Origin of the sequence: Methylosinus sp. RM1, from assembly GCF_011378635.1 — a bacterium.
GTDB lineage: Bacteria > Pseudomonadota > Alphaproteobacteria > Rhizobiales > Beijerinckiaceae > Methylosinus > Methylosinus sporium.
Genome location: NZ_WOVC01000007.1, coordinates 173,559 through 190,327, shown reverse-complemented (window position 1 = coordinate 190,327; position 16,769 = coordinate 173,559). Strand labels below are relative to the sequence as shown.

Here is a 16,769-nt window from a genome sequence, read left to right as displayed (position 1 = left end):
CTGCAGCAGGAGACGCCGGACGATTATGTGGTGGCGACGGGCGTCACCACCACTGTGCGCGACATGTGCCGCATCGCTTTCGCCCATGCCGGCCTCGACATGGAGGCGCATGTGGTGATCGATCCGAAATTCTACCGCCCGGCGGAGGTCGACATTCTGCTCGGCGACTCGAGCAAGGCGCGCAAGGCGCTGGGCTGGGCGCCCGAGACGTCGCTCGATCAGCTCATCCGCGAAATGGTCGACGCCGATCTCGAGCGACTGAAGCATCAGGCGAGCGCCTGAGGGCGCGCGAGCGTCTATTTGGGGATCGGCGATGGCCGGATCGAAGAGCGAGCAGCGAGACGGCGTGGCTCTGTCCTCGGACAGCCTCGCCGCTTTCGTTTCTACGAAGGGCGCGGAGCTGCAATCGCTGCGCACGCGCGACGGCGTGGATTATCTCTGGAGCGGCGAAGAGATCTGGCCCAAGCATAGTCCGCTGCTGTTTCCCATCGTCGGCCGGCTGGCGCAGGACCGCTATGAGCATCGCGGCGAGAGCTATGCGATGGTCAAGCACGGCTTCGCGCGCGACAGCCTGTTCGAGATCGTCGAGGCCTCGCCGCATTCGGCGCGTTTCGCCTTGCGCGCCAACGACGCGACGCGCGCGGTTTTCCCTTTCGAATTTCTGCTCGAGGTGGAATTCGCCCTCGACGGCGCGCGTCTCGACATTCGCCATGGCGTGACCAATCTCGGCGACGCGGACATGTATTTTTCCGTCGGCGCGCATCCGGCCTTTCGCTGGCCGCTCGGCGACGCAGCCAAGGATCAGAGCCGCATAAATTTCGAGCGCCATGAGCCGGCGCCGATCCGCAAGCTCGCCGGCGGGCTTCTCGGCCGCATGAAGGATTCGCCCGTAGAGGGACGAACGCTGTCGCTGCGGGAGGAGCTGTTCGCCGATGACGCGATCATCTTCGACACTCTGGCGAGCGAGAGCCTCGTCTATTGCTGCGGCAGCGGGCGATCCGTCGCGATCCAATGGGAAGGCTTCCGGCATCTCGGCCTATGGTCCAAGCCGGGCGCGGATTTTCTCTGCATCGAGCCGTGGCATGGCTATGATTCGCCGGTCGGCTTTCGCGGCCCGCTCGAGGAGAAGCCCGGGATCGCCTGCGCGCGTCCGGGCGAGACGCTCGATTTCACGCTGCGCATAGAGGTCGGGTGAAGATCATGGGCGTCGCCAAGCGCCATGCGATAAAGCTGCTTCGCCGCGCGCTCGGTCTTCCGACGGGCGATCTCGACATCGTCGGTCGCCTCGACGGATTCGAGAATGACGTCGTTCACGGCTGGGCCCATTGGCCGAGACAAAGGGGACGCCGCGTGATCGTCGATATTTTCGCAGACGACGTCTTCGTCTGCGAGAGAGCGGCGGATATGCTGCGAGACGATCTCGCCGCCAATGGCATAGGCGACGGCCGCCATGGCTTCGACGTGAAAATCCCTCCGGCGTTTTCGCGCGGAGCAAAGACGCGGATTCGCGTGCGCCCCGTCACGGATGCGCCGCTCGAGCTGACCGCGAGCGACGAGCGCGCGTTTTTTTCGCGCCGCATCGGCCGTGACGACTATCTTCGCGCGACTTTCGCCGAGGCTTTCGACAGTGAGCGAGAGCGCTCCGCGCCAGCCGCGCCGCAGCCGTCGCAGAAGACGGAGCTTCTATTCGCGCCGACACCCGTCTCTTCGCCGCCGCCTATTCTCGGCGAGGCGCTCTGCGCCTATCTCGACCAGAATCGCTACAAATGGGATCTCGCCGATAAATTCGACGCGACCCTCTCGATCGCCGATCGCGAGGCTTTCCTCGCGCATTATGTCGAGTTCTACGGCCGCGCGCGGCGCCCTCTGCGCATCCCGCTCTCGGCGCGCGACATAGAATTTCTCAATGAAGGCCCCACTCCGCAGGAGCGCCTCGCGCCGAGCCGGGCGATGCGCCTTTTCGCCCAGACGCCGGGCGAAGACGCGCGCGACGACGAGCGGCTCGCGGCGATTTTCCGCTGGGCCGCTTTCGGCGCCGCGGCTTTCAATGTCGAGGACTGCCTCATCGCCTCCGCGCATGAGGACGCGCTGCGACATTGCGACGACGCCGATATTCCTTTCCCGCTCTCCACTTTCATGAAGCGTTTTCTCGACGCGCATCCGATGCTGCGCGGCGCGAATGTCGCACGAGAGAGCGAGCGGCGCGCCGCCTATTTCGCCATTCTGCTGTTCGCAGCGCGGGCGCCGCATTATCTGCGCTTCGTTCCGGCCGATTGGCTCGCGGCTTTTCTGTCGCCGCGCGCCGGCGCCGCGCCCTTCGAGGACGAATCCCGCCGCCTCTTCGGCGCCGGCGGCGTCACCATCGCGCGCTGGCGCGCCGCGATCGGCGCGCTCGGCTATGACGACGAAGCGAAGCGCTTTCGCACGCGCACGCCTTCGGGGCATCGCGCGCATTCCGCGGCCCTGCCGGCGCCGGCGGGCGAGACGGTCGATATTCAGCTCATCGGCCCGTTCAGCCGACAGCTCGGCATAGCGGACAGCTGCCGCGCGCTCGCCGCCGCGCTCCAGCAACTCGATTATTCCGTTCGGCTCTGCGACTTCACGCTCGATTATCCCAATCGCATTCGCGCCGACGCCGCGCCTCTGCCGACTTCGCCGGCGCGCGCGAAGATCAATATTCTTCATCTCAATCTCGAAGAGCTGCCGAGCGCCATCGCCTATCTGCCGGATATATGGTCGCAGGGCCGGCTCGTCGGCTTTCCCTATCTCGAAATGCCGACGCCGCATCCGGCGCAAATGCTCGGCCTCGCGCTCGTCGACGAGCTCTGGTCCGCGTCGGATTTCACGACGCAGGCGCTCGCCGGCCATAGGCCCTGCCATACGGTCGGCACATCGGCGCGCCCGGCGCGCAGGCGCGGACGAGGCGCAGCGCGCGCGCGCGTCTACGAGGATATAGCGGGCGCGGATGATTTCGTCTTTCTCGCTTCCTGCGACGCGCTCTCCGGCGCCTTTCGCAAAAATCCGCTCGGGACGATACGCGCCTTTCTCGCAGCCTTTCCGAACGATGCGAAGGTCAAGCTCGTCATCAAGACGCATAGCGTCGACCGCGTGCGGGCGGAGCGCGAGACGAATGTGTGGCGCTCCATTCGCAATATCGTCGCGGAATGCGCGCGCGTCTCGCTCATCGATCGCATTCTCGACGACGACGAGCAGATGGCGCTGATCGAAGGCGCCGATTGCTATGTCTCGCTGCATCGCGCCGAAGGCTTCGGCTATCATATGCTGGAGGCGATGGCGTTGGAGACGCCGGTGATCGCGACCGCCTATTCCGGCAATATGGGTTTTTGCGACGAGCGAACGGCCTTTCTCATTCCCTATCGGCTCATTCCCGTCGGCCCCGGCGAATATCCGCGCACGCGCGGCGATCAGCTGTGGGCGGAGCCGGATTTCACGGCCGCCGTCGACGCGATGCGCGCCGTGTTCGGCGATCGCGATTTGCGGGAGCGCAAGGTCGCGGCGGCTCGCGTGATCGCGGAGACGCAATTTTCGACCGAGGCCTTCGCCCGCCGCATCGACGCGCGCATCGACGAGATATTGTCGCGACGCCGATGAGCGATAGAGCGTTTTCGAGCGAAGTGGGAACCGGTTCGCGTGAGGCTCAATAGCCGCGCGCCGAGCCCGCCGCGGAGCGCGGATCATTGACGCCGATCATCTCGCCGTCTCTGATCTCTATCGCCTCCGATGCGCCGAAAGGCGCGTGATCCTCGATTTTATGTCCCATCGCCTCGAGCCGCCGGCGCGTCTCCTCCGAGAGCGCGCCCGGCTCGGCCAGCACGACATCCGGCAGCCATTGATGATGAAGGCGCGGCGCGGCCACCGCCTGCGCCAGCGACATATGATGATCGATCACATTGAGCGCCGTCTGCAGCGTCACCGAAATGATGCGCGGCCCATTGGGGCTGCCGAGAACCAGCGCGACCTTGCCGTCCTTCATCACAATGGTCGGCGACATGGAGGAGAGCGGCCTTTTGCCGGGCGCGATGGCGTTGGCGCTTCCCTGCACCAGGCCGAAGCCATTGGCGGCGCCGGGCGCGGCGGAGAAATCATCCATCTCGTCATTGAGCAGCACGCCCGTCTCCGGCGCCATGACCTGCGCGCCGAAATAGCCGTTGAGCGTATAGGTGACGGAGACCGCGCCGCCCTCGCCGTCGACGATGGAATAATGCGTCGTCTCCAAGCGCTCGCGCGGCGCGGCGCCTTGCGCGAGATCGGTGGAGCGCGTCGCATGATCGGCGGCGATCTTCGCGCGCTGCGCCTCCGCATAGGATCGCGCGGTGAGACGCGCGACCGGATTGCTCACGAAGTCGGGATCGCCGAGCGAATTGTTGCGATCGAAGAAGGCGCGACGTTCCGCCTCGATGAGAAGATGCGAGGATTGCGGCGTGTGAAAGCCGAGCGCGGCGAGATCATAGCCCTCGAGAATGGTCAATATTTCGCACAGCGCGACGCCGCCGGAGCTCGGCGGCGCGGAGGAATAGACATCATAGCCACGATAGGCGCAATGAATCGGCGAGCGCTCCATGACGTCATAGAGCGCGAAATCCTGCGCCGCGATCACGCCCTTTTCCGCCTGCGCGGCGCGCTCGATCGCCTGCGGAATGCGCCCTTCATAAAAGGCGCGCGGCCCCTGCGCCGCGATCTCGCGCAACAAACGCGCGAGGTCGCTCTGAATCAGCCGATCGCCGGCCTGCAAAGGCGAGCCGTCCGCGCGGGAAAAGATTTTCGCGGCGGCGGGACTGTCCTTCAGCCGCGTCGCCGCGCGAATGAGACGAATGTCGGCCTCGTCGAGAACAAAGCCGCGCTCGGCGAGCGCGATCGCCGGCGCGATGATTTTCTCGCGCGGCAGGCGGCCGTATTTGGCGTGGGCGGTCTCCAGCCCCATCACCGTTCCGGGAACCGCCACGGCGCGATAGCCGATGCGGCTCGCCTGCGGATCGACCGCGCCTTTCGCGTCGAGAAACATTTCGGCGGTCGCCGCCATGGGCGCCGTCTCGCGAAAATCGAGAAAGCGCTCGCCCTGCCCCGGCAGATGCGCCAGCAGAAAGCCGCCGCCGCCGAGATTGCCGCAGCAAGGATAGGCGACGGCGAGCGCATAGCCGACGGCGGCGGCGGCGTCGATGGCGTTGCCGCCCGCCTTCAATATGTCGAGCCCTATGTCGCTGGCCAGATGATGCTCGCTCACCACCATGCCGCGCCGCCCGCTCGCGACGGGCTCGGCGGCGGCGGCGAAGGCGAGAAGGGAGAAGCCGAGAGCAAGAATAGATCGCATTCGCGCATCGCTCATTTTTCGCTGCCTATTCCCGCCGGCGGGCCGATGAGCACGTAGCCGCGGCTGCGTCCTTCATTGCCGGCGTCGATCGTGCTCATCGCGTCGAAGAGCTCCGCGGCCGCGACCCATACGGGCGGATATTTGTAGCGCGCGACATCGAGCAGCAGGAAGCGATCCGTCTTGGCGTCATAGGCGGCGAGCGGCGAAATGTGCCCGCTGCGCGTCTGGCCGAGCGCGGCGCGCTGATAATTGACGACGACATGCCGCCGCTTGCGCGAGAGCTGCTCGATCGCGCTGGCGCGAAACTCCGCGAGCGAGCTCTGCGCCGCATGAGTGACCTTCGCCTCGAGGCCGAAGCTGGCGACGAGGCCGCCGAACTCGTCGAGCGTCATGCCCCGGCGCAGAATGCTCTCCTGCTTCACCACCGCCTCGGTCCTCTCGCTGAACAGATTGTCCTGCGAGAAGCTCCCCTGCCCCTCGCCGCCGGCGGGCGCGGGAATGTCGAGCGCATTGAGCAGCATCGCCAGAGTGGCGACGCCGCAGAAGGAGCCGTTCTTCTGCGTGACGAATTCCGAGGAGAGCGGCCAATAGGCCTCGCGCGCCTCCGATTCGAGAAACCATTCGCGCCCCTGCGCGCTGCGCAGATCGACGAGATTATCGGAAAGCGGCAGCCGCTCCGCCAGCGCCGGCGAGACCGCGGCGGCGATCGCGCAAAAGAGAAGCGCGAGAACAGCGGCCGAGCGCCGCCGCGAGATCGACGTCTTCGTCATTTCGTCCTCGGGAAGGCGCGCGGTCGCGATAGACGGCCACGCTGCGACAGATTAGCGGCGCGCGAGGCGCCATGCAATTTTTGACCCGCGAAGGCGGCTTTATTGCGCCTCGAGCGCGGCCAATAGGCTCGCCTGATCCGGCGCCGCGGCGACGCGCACATTGGCGCAGCCGGCGGCGCGCAGCACGCGCGCGACATCTTCCGACAGCGCGAAATGCGTGACGCGCGCGCGAAGCGTGGCCGGGGCGCCGGCCGCATCCGCCAGAGCGAGGAAAATCGATGCGCTGCGCGCCGAATAATGCAGCGCGGCCTCCATTTCGCCGGCCGCCAGAGCGGCGCGGGCCTCTTCCCCGAGAGAGGAGGCGGCGCGCGCCTCATAGGTCTCGACCACTGTCGCCGCATGGCCGCGCGCGCGCAAAAAGCTTTCGAGATCGTCCTTGCGATCATGGCCGGCGAGATAGAGAAAACGCGCCGGCGCCGCAAAGCGCGCGCCGAGCAGAAGCGTCAGCGCCGCCACATCGGGCGCGCTCGCCTCCACCTGCGCGCCGCGCGCGGAAAGCGCCTGCGCCGTCTTGCCGCCGACGACGAAAAACGGCGCGCTCGAGGCCGCGAGCCCTTCGACGAATTGAATCGCGCAGGCGCTGGTCGCCAGAACCGCGTCGAACGTCTCGGCTGGAATCGGCGCGCCCGTGGCGGCGATCTCCAGAACCGGCGCGATCAGCGGCGCAAAGCCGCGCCGCCGCAATTCTTCCGCCGTGCGCTCGGCGTCCTCTCTCGCCCGCGTGACGAGAACCCGCCTCATGTGAGACCCGCGACTCCATTGGGCAGGCGCAGCAAAATCTCATTGGCGGCGGCGTCGCCGATCAGCGCCGCATCCATGGACGGCCCGCGCCGGCGCGCCTCATAAACCGCAGAGCCATCCGCCCGCAGCGCCATGCCGTGGAATTCGATCTCCTCGCCGATGATCTTGTCGCCGATGATCTTGGCATGGGCGGCGATGGGCGTGCGGCAGGAACCGTCCAGCACGGTGAGAAAGGCGCGCTCGGCGGCGAGCGCGGCGGCGGTCGCCGGATCGAGAATGGCGGCCAGAGCCTCGCGGACACGCGCATCGCCGGCGCGCTTGGTGACGGCTATGGCGCCCTGCCCGGCGGCAGGAAGAAAATCCTCTATCGGCAGAATGGCGGTGGCGTGGCGCTCGAGGCCGAGCCGCTTGAGCCCGGCGAGCGCCAGCAGCGTGCCGTCCACCTCGCCGCTCTCCACCTTGCGCAGCCTGGTCTCGACATTGCCGCGCAGCAGCACGATGGAGACATCCGGCCGCAGCCGCTTCACCTGCGCGCCGCGCCGCAGCGAGGCCGTGCCCACCACCGCGCCCTCGGGCAGCGCGTCCAGCGTCGCGCCATTGCGGCCGATCCAGGCGTCGCGCACATCCTCGCGCGGCAGATATCCGGCGATGGCGATTTCCGGCGGCAGATGCGTCGGCAAATCCTTGGAGGAATGCACGGCGAGATCGATGCGCCCCTCGATGAGGGCGACGTCCAACTCCTTGGTGAACAGCCCTTTGCCGCCCGATTCCGAGAGCGGCCGGTCCTGGATCATGTCTCCCGTGGTGCGGATGACCTCGATCGGCAGCGTCTCCGCCTCGAGGCCGAGCGCCGCGGCCAGCAAGGCCCGCAGCTGCCGCGTCTGCGCCAGAGCGAGAGGGCTGCCGCGTGTGCCGATGCGCAGGGGTGTGGTGGTCATAGCCTCATCCGCCGTGGAATTGTCGCGGCGGACTATAGGGAAAAGCCGCCGGGCTACAAGCGGGCGGGAGGCGGACGAGTGGGCCAAGTGGAATTTTGGCGATGCGCCCAAAAGTGGCCCTTCCTAATGTTGCACGTAATCGTACTTGAAAATGGCATAGCCCCAGCACCAGTTCTCATGACGAGGCTCAATCTGAGTCTTACTTAGTATTATCCTCCACCCTGCTCGACCAGCCTTACCTCCCCACGTCATAAGCCTATCAAGCATATCCTTGTTGCTACTCTCACCACACCCTTCCGTGTATACAAAAACATATCCAGAAACAGCCCTTTTGTCTGCTCTTTTCATCAAATCGCCATACATTTCAATTTTGCAGATATCTTCATCTATTTTTTCGTCCCTTGACACTACTCTCTTAATCTCGATGAAAGAAAACGCTTCCAGGAGTACATCGGCTATGCAAATGTCGGGGCGAATCCGGCCCTTATCTCGAATAGCACTATCGCAATCTAATCCCAGAATGCCAGATAGGCTTCTCTCTACAAAAATCCTATGACGCGCACCGGAAAGCCTAGCTGCTATGTGGGCCTGCAAGTACAACTCGGGTATATATAGAAGTGCATTTTGAGAAGCATGGGTCAGCGCGCCGTGAAATTTGTTGATGTCGTAGTACGACTCTACCGCATCCCTCGCGCCCATTCGGATCAGCCGCCCAAGGTTTTTGCGCATATCAAAATCCCTCATCAAATCTGCTTTACGCGGTTGTGAGCAAGACAATTGCATCTGTCAAGCGATGACTTGTGCCTCGACGAGATAACTTGATGGTGGCGCATCGGCACTTTGCTCGGCGGCGACAAAGATATGGCAGGTCGGCGTCGAGGTGATCGGGAACAAGCACGTCGCCGGCCGGGCGCGGGACGCGGAATCCGACAGCGACGGGTCGCGGCTTGCGGCCCTCGATCGCGGCCGCCTCGGCTTCGTGCGACCACAAGAACGGATAGCGGATGACGGCGGCCAAGCGCCGGGGCGCGCTCGCGCGCTCTGAATTGTTTCCTATCTAAAGCTCTGCAGATCGACATCCGCCGCCGCGCGGCAAAGGCGCCGCCGCCGGCGTCGCGCGCCCGGAAAAACCTGCAAATCGGCGCGAACTTAACCGCGCCTTAACTGCGATCGCATACACCAAAATCCAGCGCGGCGAGTCGAATGAGCGTCCCCGCGCGAGGCGTGCATCTCATGTTCCCCACCGAATTTCAGCGTCTCGTTCTCCCGCGTCTCGCCGTTCCGCTGCTCGGCGGATTGCTGCTCGCCGCGGCCCAGGGCGGCGCCCGCGCCGTCGAAGCGCCGAAGAATGTCTATTTGATTTCCGGCCACGAAGGCTATGGCGTCGTCGAATGCATCACGCAGAAGAAAGATTGCGGGAAGATCGTCGCCGACAGCTGGTGCGAGTCGCACGGCCACGGCCCCGCGGTGGCCTTCGGCCGCGCCGACGACGTGACCTCCGCGATCGGTCCGGCCTCGGCGCGCCGGCCGCTGACGGCAGAGGCCGCCGTCGTCTCTTGCCAGGACTGACGCGGCAAGAATCGCCGCCGTCGCCGCGACCGGGAGCGGGCGGGCGCAGGCCCGCCGGCCGCTCATTTCTTCAGAAATTCGCCGCATTGCGCGACATCGCCCGCGCCCCAGGGCTGAATCGGCACGCCGGAGGTGGAATTCTCCGGCGAGCCTTCGATCAGCCGGTCGGAATAGGCCATATAGACCAGCGCATTGCGCTTGGCGTCGCAGCCGCGCACGATATGCAGCCGCTTCCACAGCGCCGAGCGGCGCTCGCTGAACACTTCGTCGCCTTGGCCGAATTTGTCCTTGAATTTCACCGGCCCGTATTGGCGGCAGGAGAGCGACACGTCGGAGGTCTGCTCCGCCACGCCGAACATTCCCGCGACGCCGCCCTTCTCATGCACCGTGTAATAGCAGGCGATTCCGTCGACATCGGGGTCGTCGAGCACATAGGTCGCCAGCTTGTCGTTGGGGGTCAGCAGCTTGAAGTCCGTGGACTTGCGGAAAATGAGGTCCGGCCCGTCGGCGCGGGCGGGCGCCGCGCCCGCAATGGCGAAAAGCCCCGTGGCGAGGAGAGCGGACAGGACGAATTTGGACGGCTTCATAAGTGCGTTCCTCCAGAGCGCCGGGAAATTCCCTCGACAAATGTCGTGATGCGCCTTGTTCGCGACAAGAAGCTCGCGACAATCGCGAGCCGATTGATCGGGCGGGCGATATGCCCGATATGGTCTCGAGCTCGACGGTTTCGGATTCGCCGGCCTCCGGCGCCCCGCTTTTCGAATCGCGTGATATAGGACCAATGTCGGCGAAACATATCACCAACGGGACGCCTTCGCGGAAGGGGCCTTTGCCGCGGAAGGGGCCTTTGCGCCGCCTCTCGGGCGCGCTGGTCGCGCTCGCCATGCTGCTCTCCTCGCAGGCGATGGCGCAATCGGCCTATTGCGACAATCTGCGCGCGCAGATCGCCGCCGCCGGCAATAGCGCCGGCTCGGCCCGCTATCGCGCCGCCGCGGCGACCCAGCAGAAAGAGATCGACCGCACCGTCGCCTATGGGCGTTCCATCGGCTGCGATCGGCAGCAATTCCTCTTTTTCGGCAATGCGCCGCCGCCGCAATGCGGCGCGATCAACAGCCGCGTCGCGCAGATGCGCGCCAATCTCGCCTCGCTCCATCAGGGGTCCGGCGAGGGCCAGCGGCAGGCGCTGCAGGCGCGTTTCGATCAGCAGTGCCGGCAGCAGCCGGTGCGCGTCGCCTCGCGCCAGCGCAATATTTTCGAGGAGCTGTTCGGCGCCCAGGAGGAGGAGCCGACGCCCGTCCGCGAGCTCCCCATGTCGCCGCAGGATCGCGACTTGGACGAGAATGGCGCGCCGTTCGCGCGCGGCGGCTCCATGGCGGTCTGCGTGCGCGCCTGCGACGGCGGCTTTTTCCCGGTGAGCTATTCGGCGCGGCGCGCCAATCTCGCCGATCTCGCCGAGCTGTGCCGAACGCAATGTCCCAATCTCGAAGTGGCGCTCTACACACGCTCGCCCTCGCGCGACATGGAGACCGCCGTGTCGATGGACGGCGAAGCCTATGCCGACCATCCCAATGCGCTGAAATACACCAAGAGCTATGATCCGACCTGCTCCTGCCGGCCGCCCGGCCGCAGCTGGGCGGAAACGCTCGCCGAGGCCGAGCGGCTGCTGGCCGAGCGCAACAAGGACGATCTCGTCGTCTCGGCGGAAAAGGCGGAGGAGATGTCGCGGCCGGTCATCGCGCGCACGGCGCGCGGCGCGGTCTCGCCCAATCTTCCCGCCACGGAGGCGACGCAGCCGGAGAAGCGCCCGGTCGACGCGCATGAGACGACGCGCGAGATCGTCGGCGCCGACGGCGTCAAGAAGCGCGTGCGCGTCATCGCGCCGACCTTGTGATCTCGGCCTCTGGATTCGTTTCCCGCTCATAGAGCGTCCAGGCGAATCCCGAGAGGCCCGAGGCCGGGAAATAGCCGCGGCGCAGGAAGGCCGCGCGGCAACCCTGCGGCCCGGCGGAGCGCCGCTCCGCATGGTCGGCGCGTGAATCCGGCAGATCGACCACCAGCAGGAAGGCCGGCGGGCTCGCGCACCATTCGGCGAGAGAGACGGCCGTCGCGACGACGCCGAGCTTGCGGGCGTGATAGGCGACGACCGCCTTGGTCTCGCCGCGGGCGAAATCGACCGCGTAACGCGCCTCTTTCCGCTCGGCCATGATCCTCACCGCATCGGCGTAATGGCCGCGGCCGAAGCGGTAGAAATCGGCGAGCTGGACGGCCCCGCCGATGGCGAAAGCGCCGAGCAGGATCGCCGCCGCCCGGCGCCGCCGCGCGCCGGCGCGCCAGAGGGCGGCGCAGCCTTCGGCGGCGAGCAGAGCCAGGCCGATCGCCGCGGTCGAGTGAAAGCGCGGATATTGCTGGCTCGGCAGGCCGGCGGCGATATGCAGCAGCGGCAAGCCGAAGACGGCGATGGCCGGGAAAACCCGCCGCTCCGCCGGCAGAACCGCCAGCAGGCCGAGGGCGAGCAGGCCCGCGGCGCCGAGAAGGGCGAAATCATCGACGCCGCGCGGAAAGCCCAGCGTCGCCCGCGCCATTCCGCCGACGCCCTCGGCGAAGATCGCCGGGCTCAGCGGAACCATAGCCCCGACCTGAAAATCCGGCGCCAGCGCGCCATAGGCGAAGCAGAACAGCGCCGGAAGGCTGGCGAGCCCGGCGACCGCCCCTATCGCGACCGCTCGGCCGAGACCGCAGCGGCGAAAGCGCAGCAACGCCGTCAGCGCCAGCGCGCCGCTCGCCTCGATCATGGTGAGATGGGAAAAGGTCCCGAAGCCGATCGCCGCCGCCAGCGCCAGCAGACGCCGCCGAGAGGCGCCCTCGGCCAGAATGGCGTCCACGAGACCATAGGCCAGCAGCACGGCGAGCGTCATGCCGGCATAGCCGCGCGCCTCAGAACCGTAATGGACGAAGAAATAGGAGATCGCGAAGACGAAGGCGGCCAAAAGGCCGGCGGCGTCGCAATAGCGGCGGCTCGCGGCCGCGGCGGCGGGAATGGCCAGCGTCCCGAACGCGACCGCGGCCAGCCGCATCAGCGGAACCGGCGCGTTCGGCCCGATGAAATAGAGCCAGGCGGAATTGGCGACGTGATTATTGTCGTGATGCAGGCCGACGAAGACATCGCCGAAGGAATGCGCCCGCTCGAGCAGGTTCAGCGTCCAGATTTCATCGAGCCAGAGATCGCCCTGCGCGGCGTAGAGGCGCAGAGCGGCGCCGAGCAGGGTGAGGGCGATGAGCGCGTAACGAAAGGCCCCGAGGCTCCCTCCCTCACCCTCCCTCGCTTCGCGGGAGAGGGGGGCGGCGACGTTACGCGAAACGTCGATGAAGCACCGAATCTGCTCCCTCTCCCGCAAAGCGGGGGAGGGTTGGGGAGGGAGCGCAACTTCGGTTTCGCATCGCATCGGCGACACGGTCGCACAAAGCCGTCAACGAAAGCTCACGCCTCCGCCCTCAGCGGTCGCATCAGCAGCGCCTCTATCGCCTGATCGACGCCGATCGCGCCGGATAGAATCGCGTCCACCGCCTCGGCGATCGGCATTTCGACGCCGCGCTCCTTGGCCATGGCCACGAGGGCGGAGGCGGTGAAGGCGCCCTCGGCGAGCTTGCCATGGGCGGCCTCGAGCGGCGCCTCGCCGCGTCCCAGCGCCGCGCCCAGCGCGAAATTGCGTGATTGCGCCGAGCCGCAGGTGAGCACCAGATCGCCGAGGCCGGAGAGGCCCATCAAAGTCTCTTGATTGACGCCATAGGCGCGGCCGAGGCGGGTCAACTCGGCGAAGCCACGCGCGATCAGCGCGGCGCCAGCGCTGGCGCCGAGCGCCCTGCCCGCCGCCATGCCGCTGGCGATGGCGAGAACATTCTTCGCCGCGCCGCCGATCTCGACGCCCAGCACATCGGTGGAGCGATAGAGGCGGAAGGCGCGCGTCGACAATGTTTCGCTGAGGCGCTTGGCCAGCGCCTCGTCGCGCGCGGCGAGCGTCACCGCCGTCGGCAGGCCGCGGCAGACATCGGCGGCGAAGCTCGGGCCGGAGAGAATGGCGATCTGCGCCTGCGGCAATTCCTGCGCCGCCACCTCGCTCATAAAGCGCCGCGTGCCGCGCTCTATGCCCTTGGAGCAGATGACGAAAGCCGTTCCCGGCGCGAGAATGTCGCGAAAGCGCCGCGCCACTTCGCGCATCGCCTGCGCCGGAACGACCGAGAGCACGACGCCGGCGCCCGCCACGGCCGAAAGATCAGCGCAAGGCGCGACGCCCGCGGCCAGCGGCAGGCCCGGCAGATAGGCGCGGTTCTCGCGGTCGCGCGAGAGAGCGGCGATATGGGCGGGATCATGGCCCCAGAGCACGACGCCCGTGCGTCCGGTCGCGGCCACATTGGCGAGCGCCGTGCCCCAGGCGCCGGCGCCCAGCACGGCGATCTTCTCCTCGCTGCTCATCGCATCCCGATCTTCTGATTGTCCGAACGTGTCCATAGCCGCTCGAAAGTCTCCTCGAATTGCGCGACCGCGGCCGGGCTCTCGATCAATATGAGGTCATTGTCCTGGAATTCGGCGCCCGAGACGGAAAAATTGGCCGAGCCGCTGCGCAGCATCCGCCCGTCCACCTGATAGGACTTCAAATGCATCGGATCGCGCGAGCGGCCCTTGCGCTTGATCTGCATGTTGCGCGCCGCGGCTATGGCCTCTATGGCCGGGCTGAGGCCGCCGCGCTCCTCGCCATCGATATAGATGCGCACGCGCACGCCGCGCATGGCGGCGGCGCCGAGAGCCGAGATCACCGCGCGATCGGTGAGCACATAGGCGGCCATGTCGATGGATTTCTTGGCGCCGCCGATGAGCCGCAGATCGAGATCCTCGAAGCCGGGGCGCGGTCCGTAGAAAACGCGCACGCCGACGGCGAGCGGCTCCTGCGATAGCAGGCCGCCGGGCTGCGACGGAACCGAGAAGGTCGCGAGGGCGGCCAAAATCATTCGCTTCATGCCGCGCCGTCGTCTCTCAGAGCCGAAGCGTCACAAAGCCGCCAATGGCGAAAAGCGCGACTAAGAGCAACAGTATCTCGCCCAGGAGATAAAGCTGACCGTCGACGATGATTTTCGTGTCCTCTTTCGACAGCCCGTATCTCTTGCTCAGGGTTTCGACGCCGAATCCGATATTCCACGACGATGTCCAATAGAAGACATTTCGAATCTCGGCTTCGTTTCCCTTGCAGCGGCGGACAACGCCGTCCGCGGCGATGCGCATGCGCCAAACCGTGATCGCGAGCCATGCCGCCCCCGTGACGGCGAAGATCGCGAGCTTCCAGACGCTTTCTGGCCCGGTCATCGCAATCGCTCACGCCTTGCCGTGGTGCAGCGAGCCGGCGTTGGCGTCGAGCGGCCAGCGCGGGCGGGCGGCGAAGGTCAGATCATCGGTCATGCCGCGCGCAAAGCGCTCGAGCCCGGCCCAGGCCACCACGGCGCCATTGTCCGAGCACAGGCCCGGCGGCGGCGAGACGAAGCGAAGGCCGGTCTCCGCGCAAAGACGCGTGAGCGCGCGGCGGATCGCGCCGTTGGCGCCGACGCCGCCGCCGATGACGAGGCCATTGGGCTGGCCGCCATTCTGCGTGAAGATGCGCAGGCCGGAGCGCACGCGATCGACCAGCACATCGACGATCGCCGCCTGGAAGGAGGCCGCGAGATCGGCGACGTCGCGCTCGGTCGGCGTTCCGATCCGGGCGATCTCCTGGCGCACCGCGGTCTTGAGGCCGGAGAGCGAGAAATCCGCCCCCTCGCGGCCGAACATGGGACGCGGAAAGTCGAAACGGGCCGGATCGCCCTCCTCCGACAGGCGCTCGATATGCGGGCCGCCGGGATAGGGAAGGCCGAGCATTTTCGCGACCTTGTCGAAGGCCTCGCCGGCCGCGTCATCCACCGTCGAGCCGAGCCGCTTATAGTCGCCGACGCCCATTACGGCGACGAGCTGCGTATGGCCGCCCGAGACCAGCAGAGCGAGATAGGGGAAATCCAGCCGCTCGGTCAGACGGCCGGTGAGCGCATGGGCCTCGAGGTGATTGACGGCGATGAAGGGCTTGTCGGCCGCGAGCGCCAGCGCCTTGGCCGCGGTGAGGCCGACGAGAATGCCGCCGATGAGGCCCGGGCCGGCGGAGGCCGCTATGGCGTCGACGCCGGCGATATCGGTTCCCGCCGTATCCAGCGCGCGGACGATCAGCCGCTCCAGCACATCGATATGGGCGCGGGCGGCGATCTCCGGCACGACGCCGCCATAGGCCGCGTGCTGGGCGATCTGGCTCATCACCTCATTGGAGAGAATGTCCCCGCCATCGCCGCCGATGCGCGAGGCCACGACGGCGACCGCCGTCTCGTCGCAGGTGGTTTCAATGCCGAGAACGCGCATGGACGGGTCCTTGAGCGCCGGCGCGCGAATCGCGGCGCCGGCGGGAGCGAAAACAGGCGCCAACCTATAGGCGCGCGGGCAGGCAAAGCAAATCGCCCCCGACCGTGTCTATTTTTTGAAAAAAGCGTCGGCGGCGGCGCGCGAGGCCGCCTTGGCGGCGCGCGCCCGCTCCAGCCGCTCGATCTCGTCGCGCAGCAGCGCGATGCGCGCGTCGAACTCCGCGACGGAGAGCGCGTCCAGCGGCTGGCCGATTTCGTGGGAAGCGGTCTTGCCGCTGCCCGGCCCCGAGCGCGGGCGGTCGTCTTGCTCCGTCATGGTCGCGGCTCTTTCGTCGTCTCTTGCGTCTCGGAGAAGCGAGCTTCGCGTCAATCCGGCTCGTCGGCGACGCCGCCGCGCAGATCGCCCGGCGTCACGAAACGCTCGAGATGGCCGGCGCCTTCGCCGACCAGCGCCCAATCCTCGGCGTCGAAATCCAGCACGGCCAGCGCCGCGGTCGGATATTTGGAGCGCATTCTGGTGAGCGCCTCGGGCTCGCCGTCGGCGGCGAGGGCGGAGGCGAGTTCGGCGAAGCCGGGATTATGGCCGATAGCGAGCAGAGTGGAGATTTCGGCCGGCGTCTGCCGCACGGCGTCCAGCAGGCGGTCGGGCGTCGCCAGATAGAATTCGTCGTCCAGCCGGCGCTCGACCTCGCGCGGAAACGCCTCCAGAGCGAGGTCCAGCGTCCGCTTGGCGCGGCGCGCGTCGGAAGCGACGGCGAAATCCGGCGCCAGCCCGGCCTCGGCCAGATAGCGGCCGACGGAGCGGGCGTCCTCCTCGCCGCGCTTGGTCAGCGGGCGCTGGCGGTCGCCCCCCGCGGAATGGGCGTCGGCTTTGGCGTGGCGCAGCAAGATGAGACGTCGCATCATTCGTTCGGTCCGTTCGCTAGACGGCGGCCC

At 66.9% G+C, this 16,769-nt stretch carries 18 protein-coding genes; 5 read left to right on the top strand and 13 right to left on the bottom strand.

Going from position 1 to position 16,769, the window contains the following annotated elements; all coding sequences use genetic code 11:
* The 3 genes from FMZ75_RS07350 to FMZ75_RS07340 all read left to right on the top strand — a co-directional run.
* Positions 1–282 (top strand): GDP-mannose 4,6-dehydratase (locus tag FMZ75_RS07350; protein WP_207783322.1); only part of this gene is annotated, 282 nt, incomplete at its 5' end.
* Positions 283–313: 31 nt separating this feature from the next.
* Positions 314–1,195 carry an aldose 1-epimerase family protein gene (locus FMZ75_RS07345; protein WP_166141859.1) on the top strand — a complete coding sequence of 294 codons (882 nt, stop codon included), beginning with the start codon at positions 314–316 and terminating at the stop codon, positions 1,193–1,195.
* Positions 1,196–1,200: 5 nt separating this feature from the next.
* Entirely contained in the window at positions 1,201–3,612 is a 2,412-nt protein-coding gene (locus tag FMZ75_RS07340) for a glycosyltransferase (RefSeq protein ID WP_246728836.1), read from the top strand.
* A gap of 46 nt (positions 3,613–3,658) precedes the next feature.
* Here the strand turns inward: FMZ75_RS07340 and ggt are convergent, their stop codons facing one another.
* The 5 genes from ggt to FMZ75_RS07315 form a co-directional block, all read right to left on the bottom strand.
* The gene (gene ggt / locus FMZ75_RS07335; RefSeq protein ID WP_246728827.1) at positions 3,659–5,329 is read right to left on the bottom strand and encodes a gamma-glutamyltransferase; all 1,671 of its coding nucleotides are present in this window, start codon (positions 5,327–5,329) and stop codon (positions 3,659–3,661) included.
* 11 nt (positions 5,330–5,340) lie between these two features.
* Positions 5,341–6,099, bottom strand: coding sequence for a phytochelatin synthase family protein (locus FMZ75_RS07330; RefSeq protein WP_166141856.1), 759 nt, complete (start codon positions 6,097–6,099; stop codon positions 5,341–5,343).
* A 99-nt stretch (positions 6,100–6,198) separates the two neighbouring features.
* Positions 6,199–6,900, bottom strand: coding sequence for a uroporphyrinogen-III synthase (locus tag FMZ75_RS07325; protein ID WP_166141855.1), 702 nt, complete (start codon positions 6,898–6,900; stop codon positions 6,199–6,201).
* Entirely contained in the window at positions 6,897–7,838 is a 942-nt protein-coding gene (hemC, locus tag FMZ75_RS07320) for a hydroxymethylbilane synthase (protein ID WP_166141854.1), read from the bottom strand. Before hemC ends, FMZ75_RS07325 begins: the two co-directional genes overlap by 4 nt.
* Positions 7,839–7,961: 123 nt before the next feature.
* Positions 7,962–8,567, bottom strand: coding sequence for a hypothetical protein (locus FMZ75_RS07315; RefSeq protein WP_166141853.1), 606 nt, complete (start codon positions 8,565–8,567; stop codon positions 7,962–7,964).
* 474 nt (positions 8,568–9,041) lie between these two features.
* On the opposite strand from FMZ75_RS07315, the gene FMZ75_RS07310 reads away from it, so the two are divergent.
* Positions 9,042–9,407 (top strand): hypothetical protein, encoded by a 366-nt coding sequence (locus FMZ75_RS07310; RefSeq protein ID WP_244594774.1) that lies wholly within the window; start codon positions 9,042–9,044, stop codon positions 9,405–9,407.
* A gap of 62 nt (positions 9,408–9,469) precedes the next feature.
* Here the strand turns inward: FMZ75_RS07310 and FMZ75_RS07305 are convergent, their stop codons facing one another.
* Positions 9,470–9,994, bottom strand: a complete 525-nt coding sequence (locus tag FMZ75_RS07305) for a CreA family protein (protein WP_166141852.1) — start codon at positions 9,992–9,994, stop codon at positions 9,470–9,472.
* Between the two features lie 260 nt (positions 9,995–10,254).
* On the opposite strand from FMZ75_RS07305, the gene FMZ75_RS07300 reads away from it, so the two are divergent.
* Positions 10,255–11,298, top strand: a complete 1,044-nt coding sequence (locus FMZ75_RS07300; RefSeq protein WP_246728825.1) for a DUF2865 domain-containing protein — start codon at positions 10,255–10,257, stop codon at positions 11,296–11,298.
* Here the strand turns inward: FMZ75_RS07300 and FMZ75_RS07295 are convergent.
* The 7 genes from FMZ75_RS07295 to FMZ75_RS07265 form a co-directional block, all read right to left on the bottom strand.
* The gene (locus tag FMZ75_RS07295) at positions 11,279–12,802 is read right to left on the bottom strand and encodes a hypothetical protein (RefSeq protein ID WP_166141850.1); all 1,524 of its coding nucleotides are present in this window, start codon (positions 12,800–12,802) and stop codon (positions 11,279–11,281) included. The two genes, FMZ75_RS07300 and FMZ75_RS07295, sit on opposite strands and share 20 nt — an antisense overlap.
* Before the next feature lie 83 nt (positions 12,803–12,885).
* Positions 12,886–13,878, bottom strand: coding sequence for an NAD(P)H-dependent glycerol-3-phosphate dehydrogenase (locus FMZ75_RS07290; protein ID WP_166141849.1), 993 nt, complete (start codon positions 13,876–13,878; stop codon positions 12,886–12,888).
* Complete coding sequence (locus FMZ75_RS07285; RefSeq protein ID WP_166141848.1) at positions 13,875–14,420, bottom strand: phospholipase D-like domain-containing protein; 546 nt, start codon at positions 14,418–14,420, stop codon at positions 13,875–13,877. Before FMZ75_RS07285 ends, FMZ75_RS07290 begins: the two co-directional genes overlap by 4 nt.
* A 16-nt stretch (positions 14,421–14,436) precedes the next feature.
* Complete coding sequence (locus FMZ75_RS07280) at positions 14,437–14,682, bottom strand: hypothetical protein (RefSeq protein ID WP_166141847.1); 246 nt, start codon at positions 14,680–14,682, stop codon at positions 14,437–14,439.
* A gap of 90 nt (positions 14,683–14,772) precedes the next feature.
* The gene (tsaD, locus tag FMZ75_RS07275; RefSeq protein WP_166141846.1) at positions 14,773–15,834 is read right to left on the bottom strand and encodes a tRNA (adenosine(37)-N6)-threonylcarbamoyltransferase complex transferase subunit TsaD; all 1,062 of its coding nucleotides are present in this window, start codon (positions 15,832–15,834) and stop codon (positions 14,773–14,775) included.
* Positions 15,835–15,942: 108 nt separating this feature from the next.
* Complete coding sequence (locus FMZ75_RS07270) at positions 15,943–16,149, bottom strand: DUF1192 domain-containing protein (protein WP_166141845.1); 207 nt, start codon at positions 16,147–16,149, stop codon at positions 15,943–15,945.
* A 50-nt stretch (positions 16,150–16,199) separates the two neighbouring features.
* Positions 16,200–16,739, bottom strand: a complete 540-nt coding sequence (locus FMZ75_RS07265) for a histidine phosphatase family protein (protein WP_244594776.1) — start codon at positions 16,737–16,739, stop codon at positions 16,200–16,202.
* Positions 16,740–16,769 lie beyond the last annotated feature (30 nt).

Coding starts and splice junctions, on each gene's coding strand:
- FMZ75_RS07290 (WP_166141849.1), bottom strand. CDS start 13,878: ATGAGCAGCGAGGAGAAGATCGCCGTGCTGGGCGCCGGCGCCTGGGGC.
- FMZ75_RS07310 (WP_244594774.1), top strand. CDS start 9,042: ATGAGCGTCCCCGCGCGAGGCGTGCATCTCATGTTCCCCACCGAATTT.
- tsaD (WP_166141846.1), bottom strand. CDS start 15,834: ATGCGCGTTCTCGGCATTGAAACCACCTGCGACGAGACGGCGGTCGCC.
- FMZ75_RS07285 (WP_166141848.1), bottom strand. CDS start 14,420: ATGAAGCGAATGATTTTGGCCGCCCTCGCGACCTTCTCGGTTCCGTCG.
- FMZ75_RS07265 (WP_244594776.1), bottom strand. CDS start 16,739: ATGATGCGACGTCTCATCTTGCTGCGCCACGCCAAAGCCGACGCCCAT.
- ggt (WP_246728827.1), bottom strand. CDS start 5,329: ATGCGATCTATTCTTGCTCTCGGCTTCTCCCTTCTCGCCTTCGCCGCC.
- FMZ75_RS07280 (WP_166141847.1), bottom strand. CDS start 14,682: ATGCGCATCGCCGCGGACGGCGTTGTCCGCCGCTGCAAGGGAAACGAA.
- FMZ75_RS07330 (WP_166141856.1), bottom strand. CDS start 6,099: ATGACGAAGACGTCGATCTCGCGGCGGCGCTCGGCCGCTGTTCTCGCG.
- FMZ75_RS07325 (WP_166141855.1), bottom strand. CDS start 6,900: ATGAGGCGGGTTCTCGTCACGCGGGCGAGAGAGGACGCCGAGCGCACG.
- FMZ75_RS07315 (WP_166141853.1), bottom strand. CDS start 8,567: ATGCGCAAAAACCTTGGGCGGCTGATCCGAATGGGCGCGAGGGATGCG.
- FMZ75_RS07340 (WP_246728836.1), top strand. CDS start 1,201: ATGGGCGTCGCCAAGCGCCATGCGATAAAGCTGCTTCGCCGCGCGCTC.
- hemC (WP_166141854.1), bottom strand. CDS start 7,838: ATGACCACCACACCCCTGCGCATCGGCACACGCGGCAGCCCTCTCGCT.
- FMZ75_RS07345 (WP_166141859.1), top strand. CDS start 314: ATGGCCGGATCGAAGAGCGAGCAGCGAGACGGCGTGGCTCTGTCCTCG.
- FMZ75_RS07270 (WP_166141845.1), bottom strand. CDS start 16,149: ATGACGGAGCAAGACGACCGCCCGCGCTCGGGGCCGGGCAGCGGCAAG.
- FMZ75_RS07305 (WP_166141852.1), bottom strand. CDS start 9,994: ATGAAGCCGTCCAAATTCGTCCTGTCCGCTCTCCTCGCCACGGGGCTT.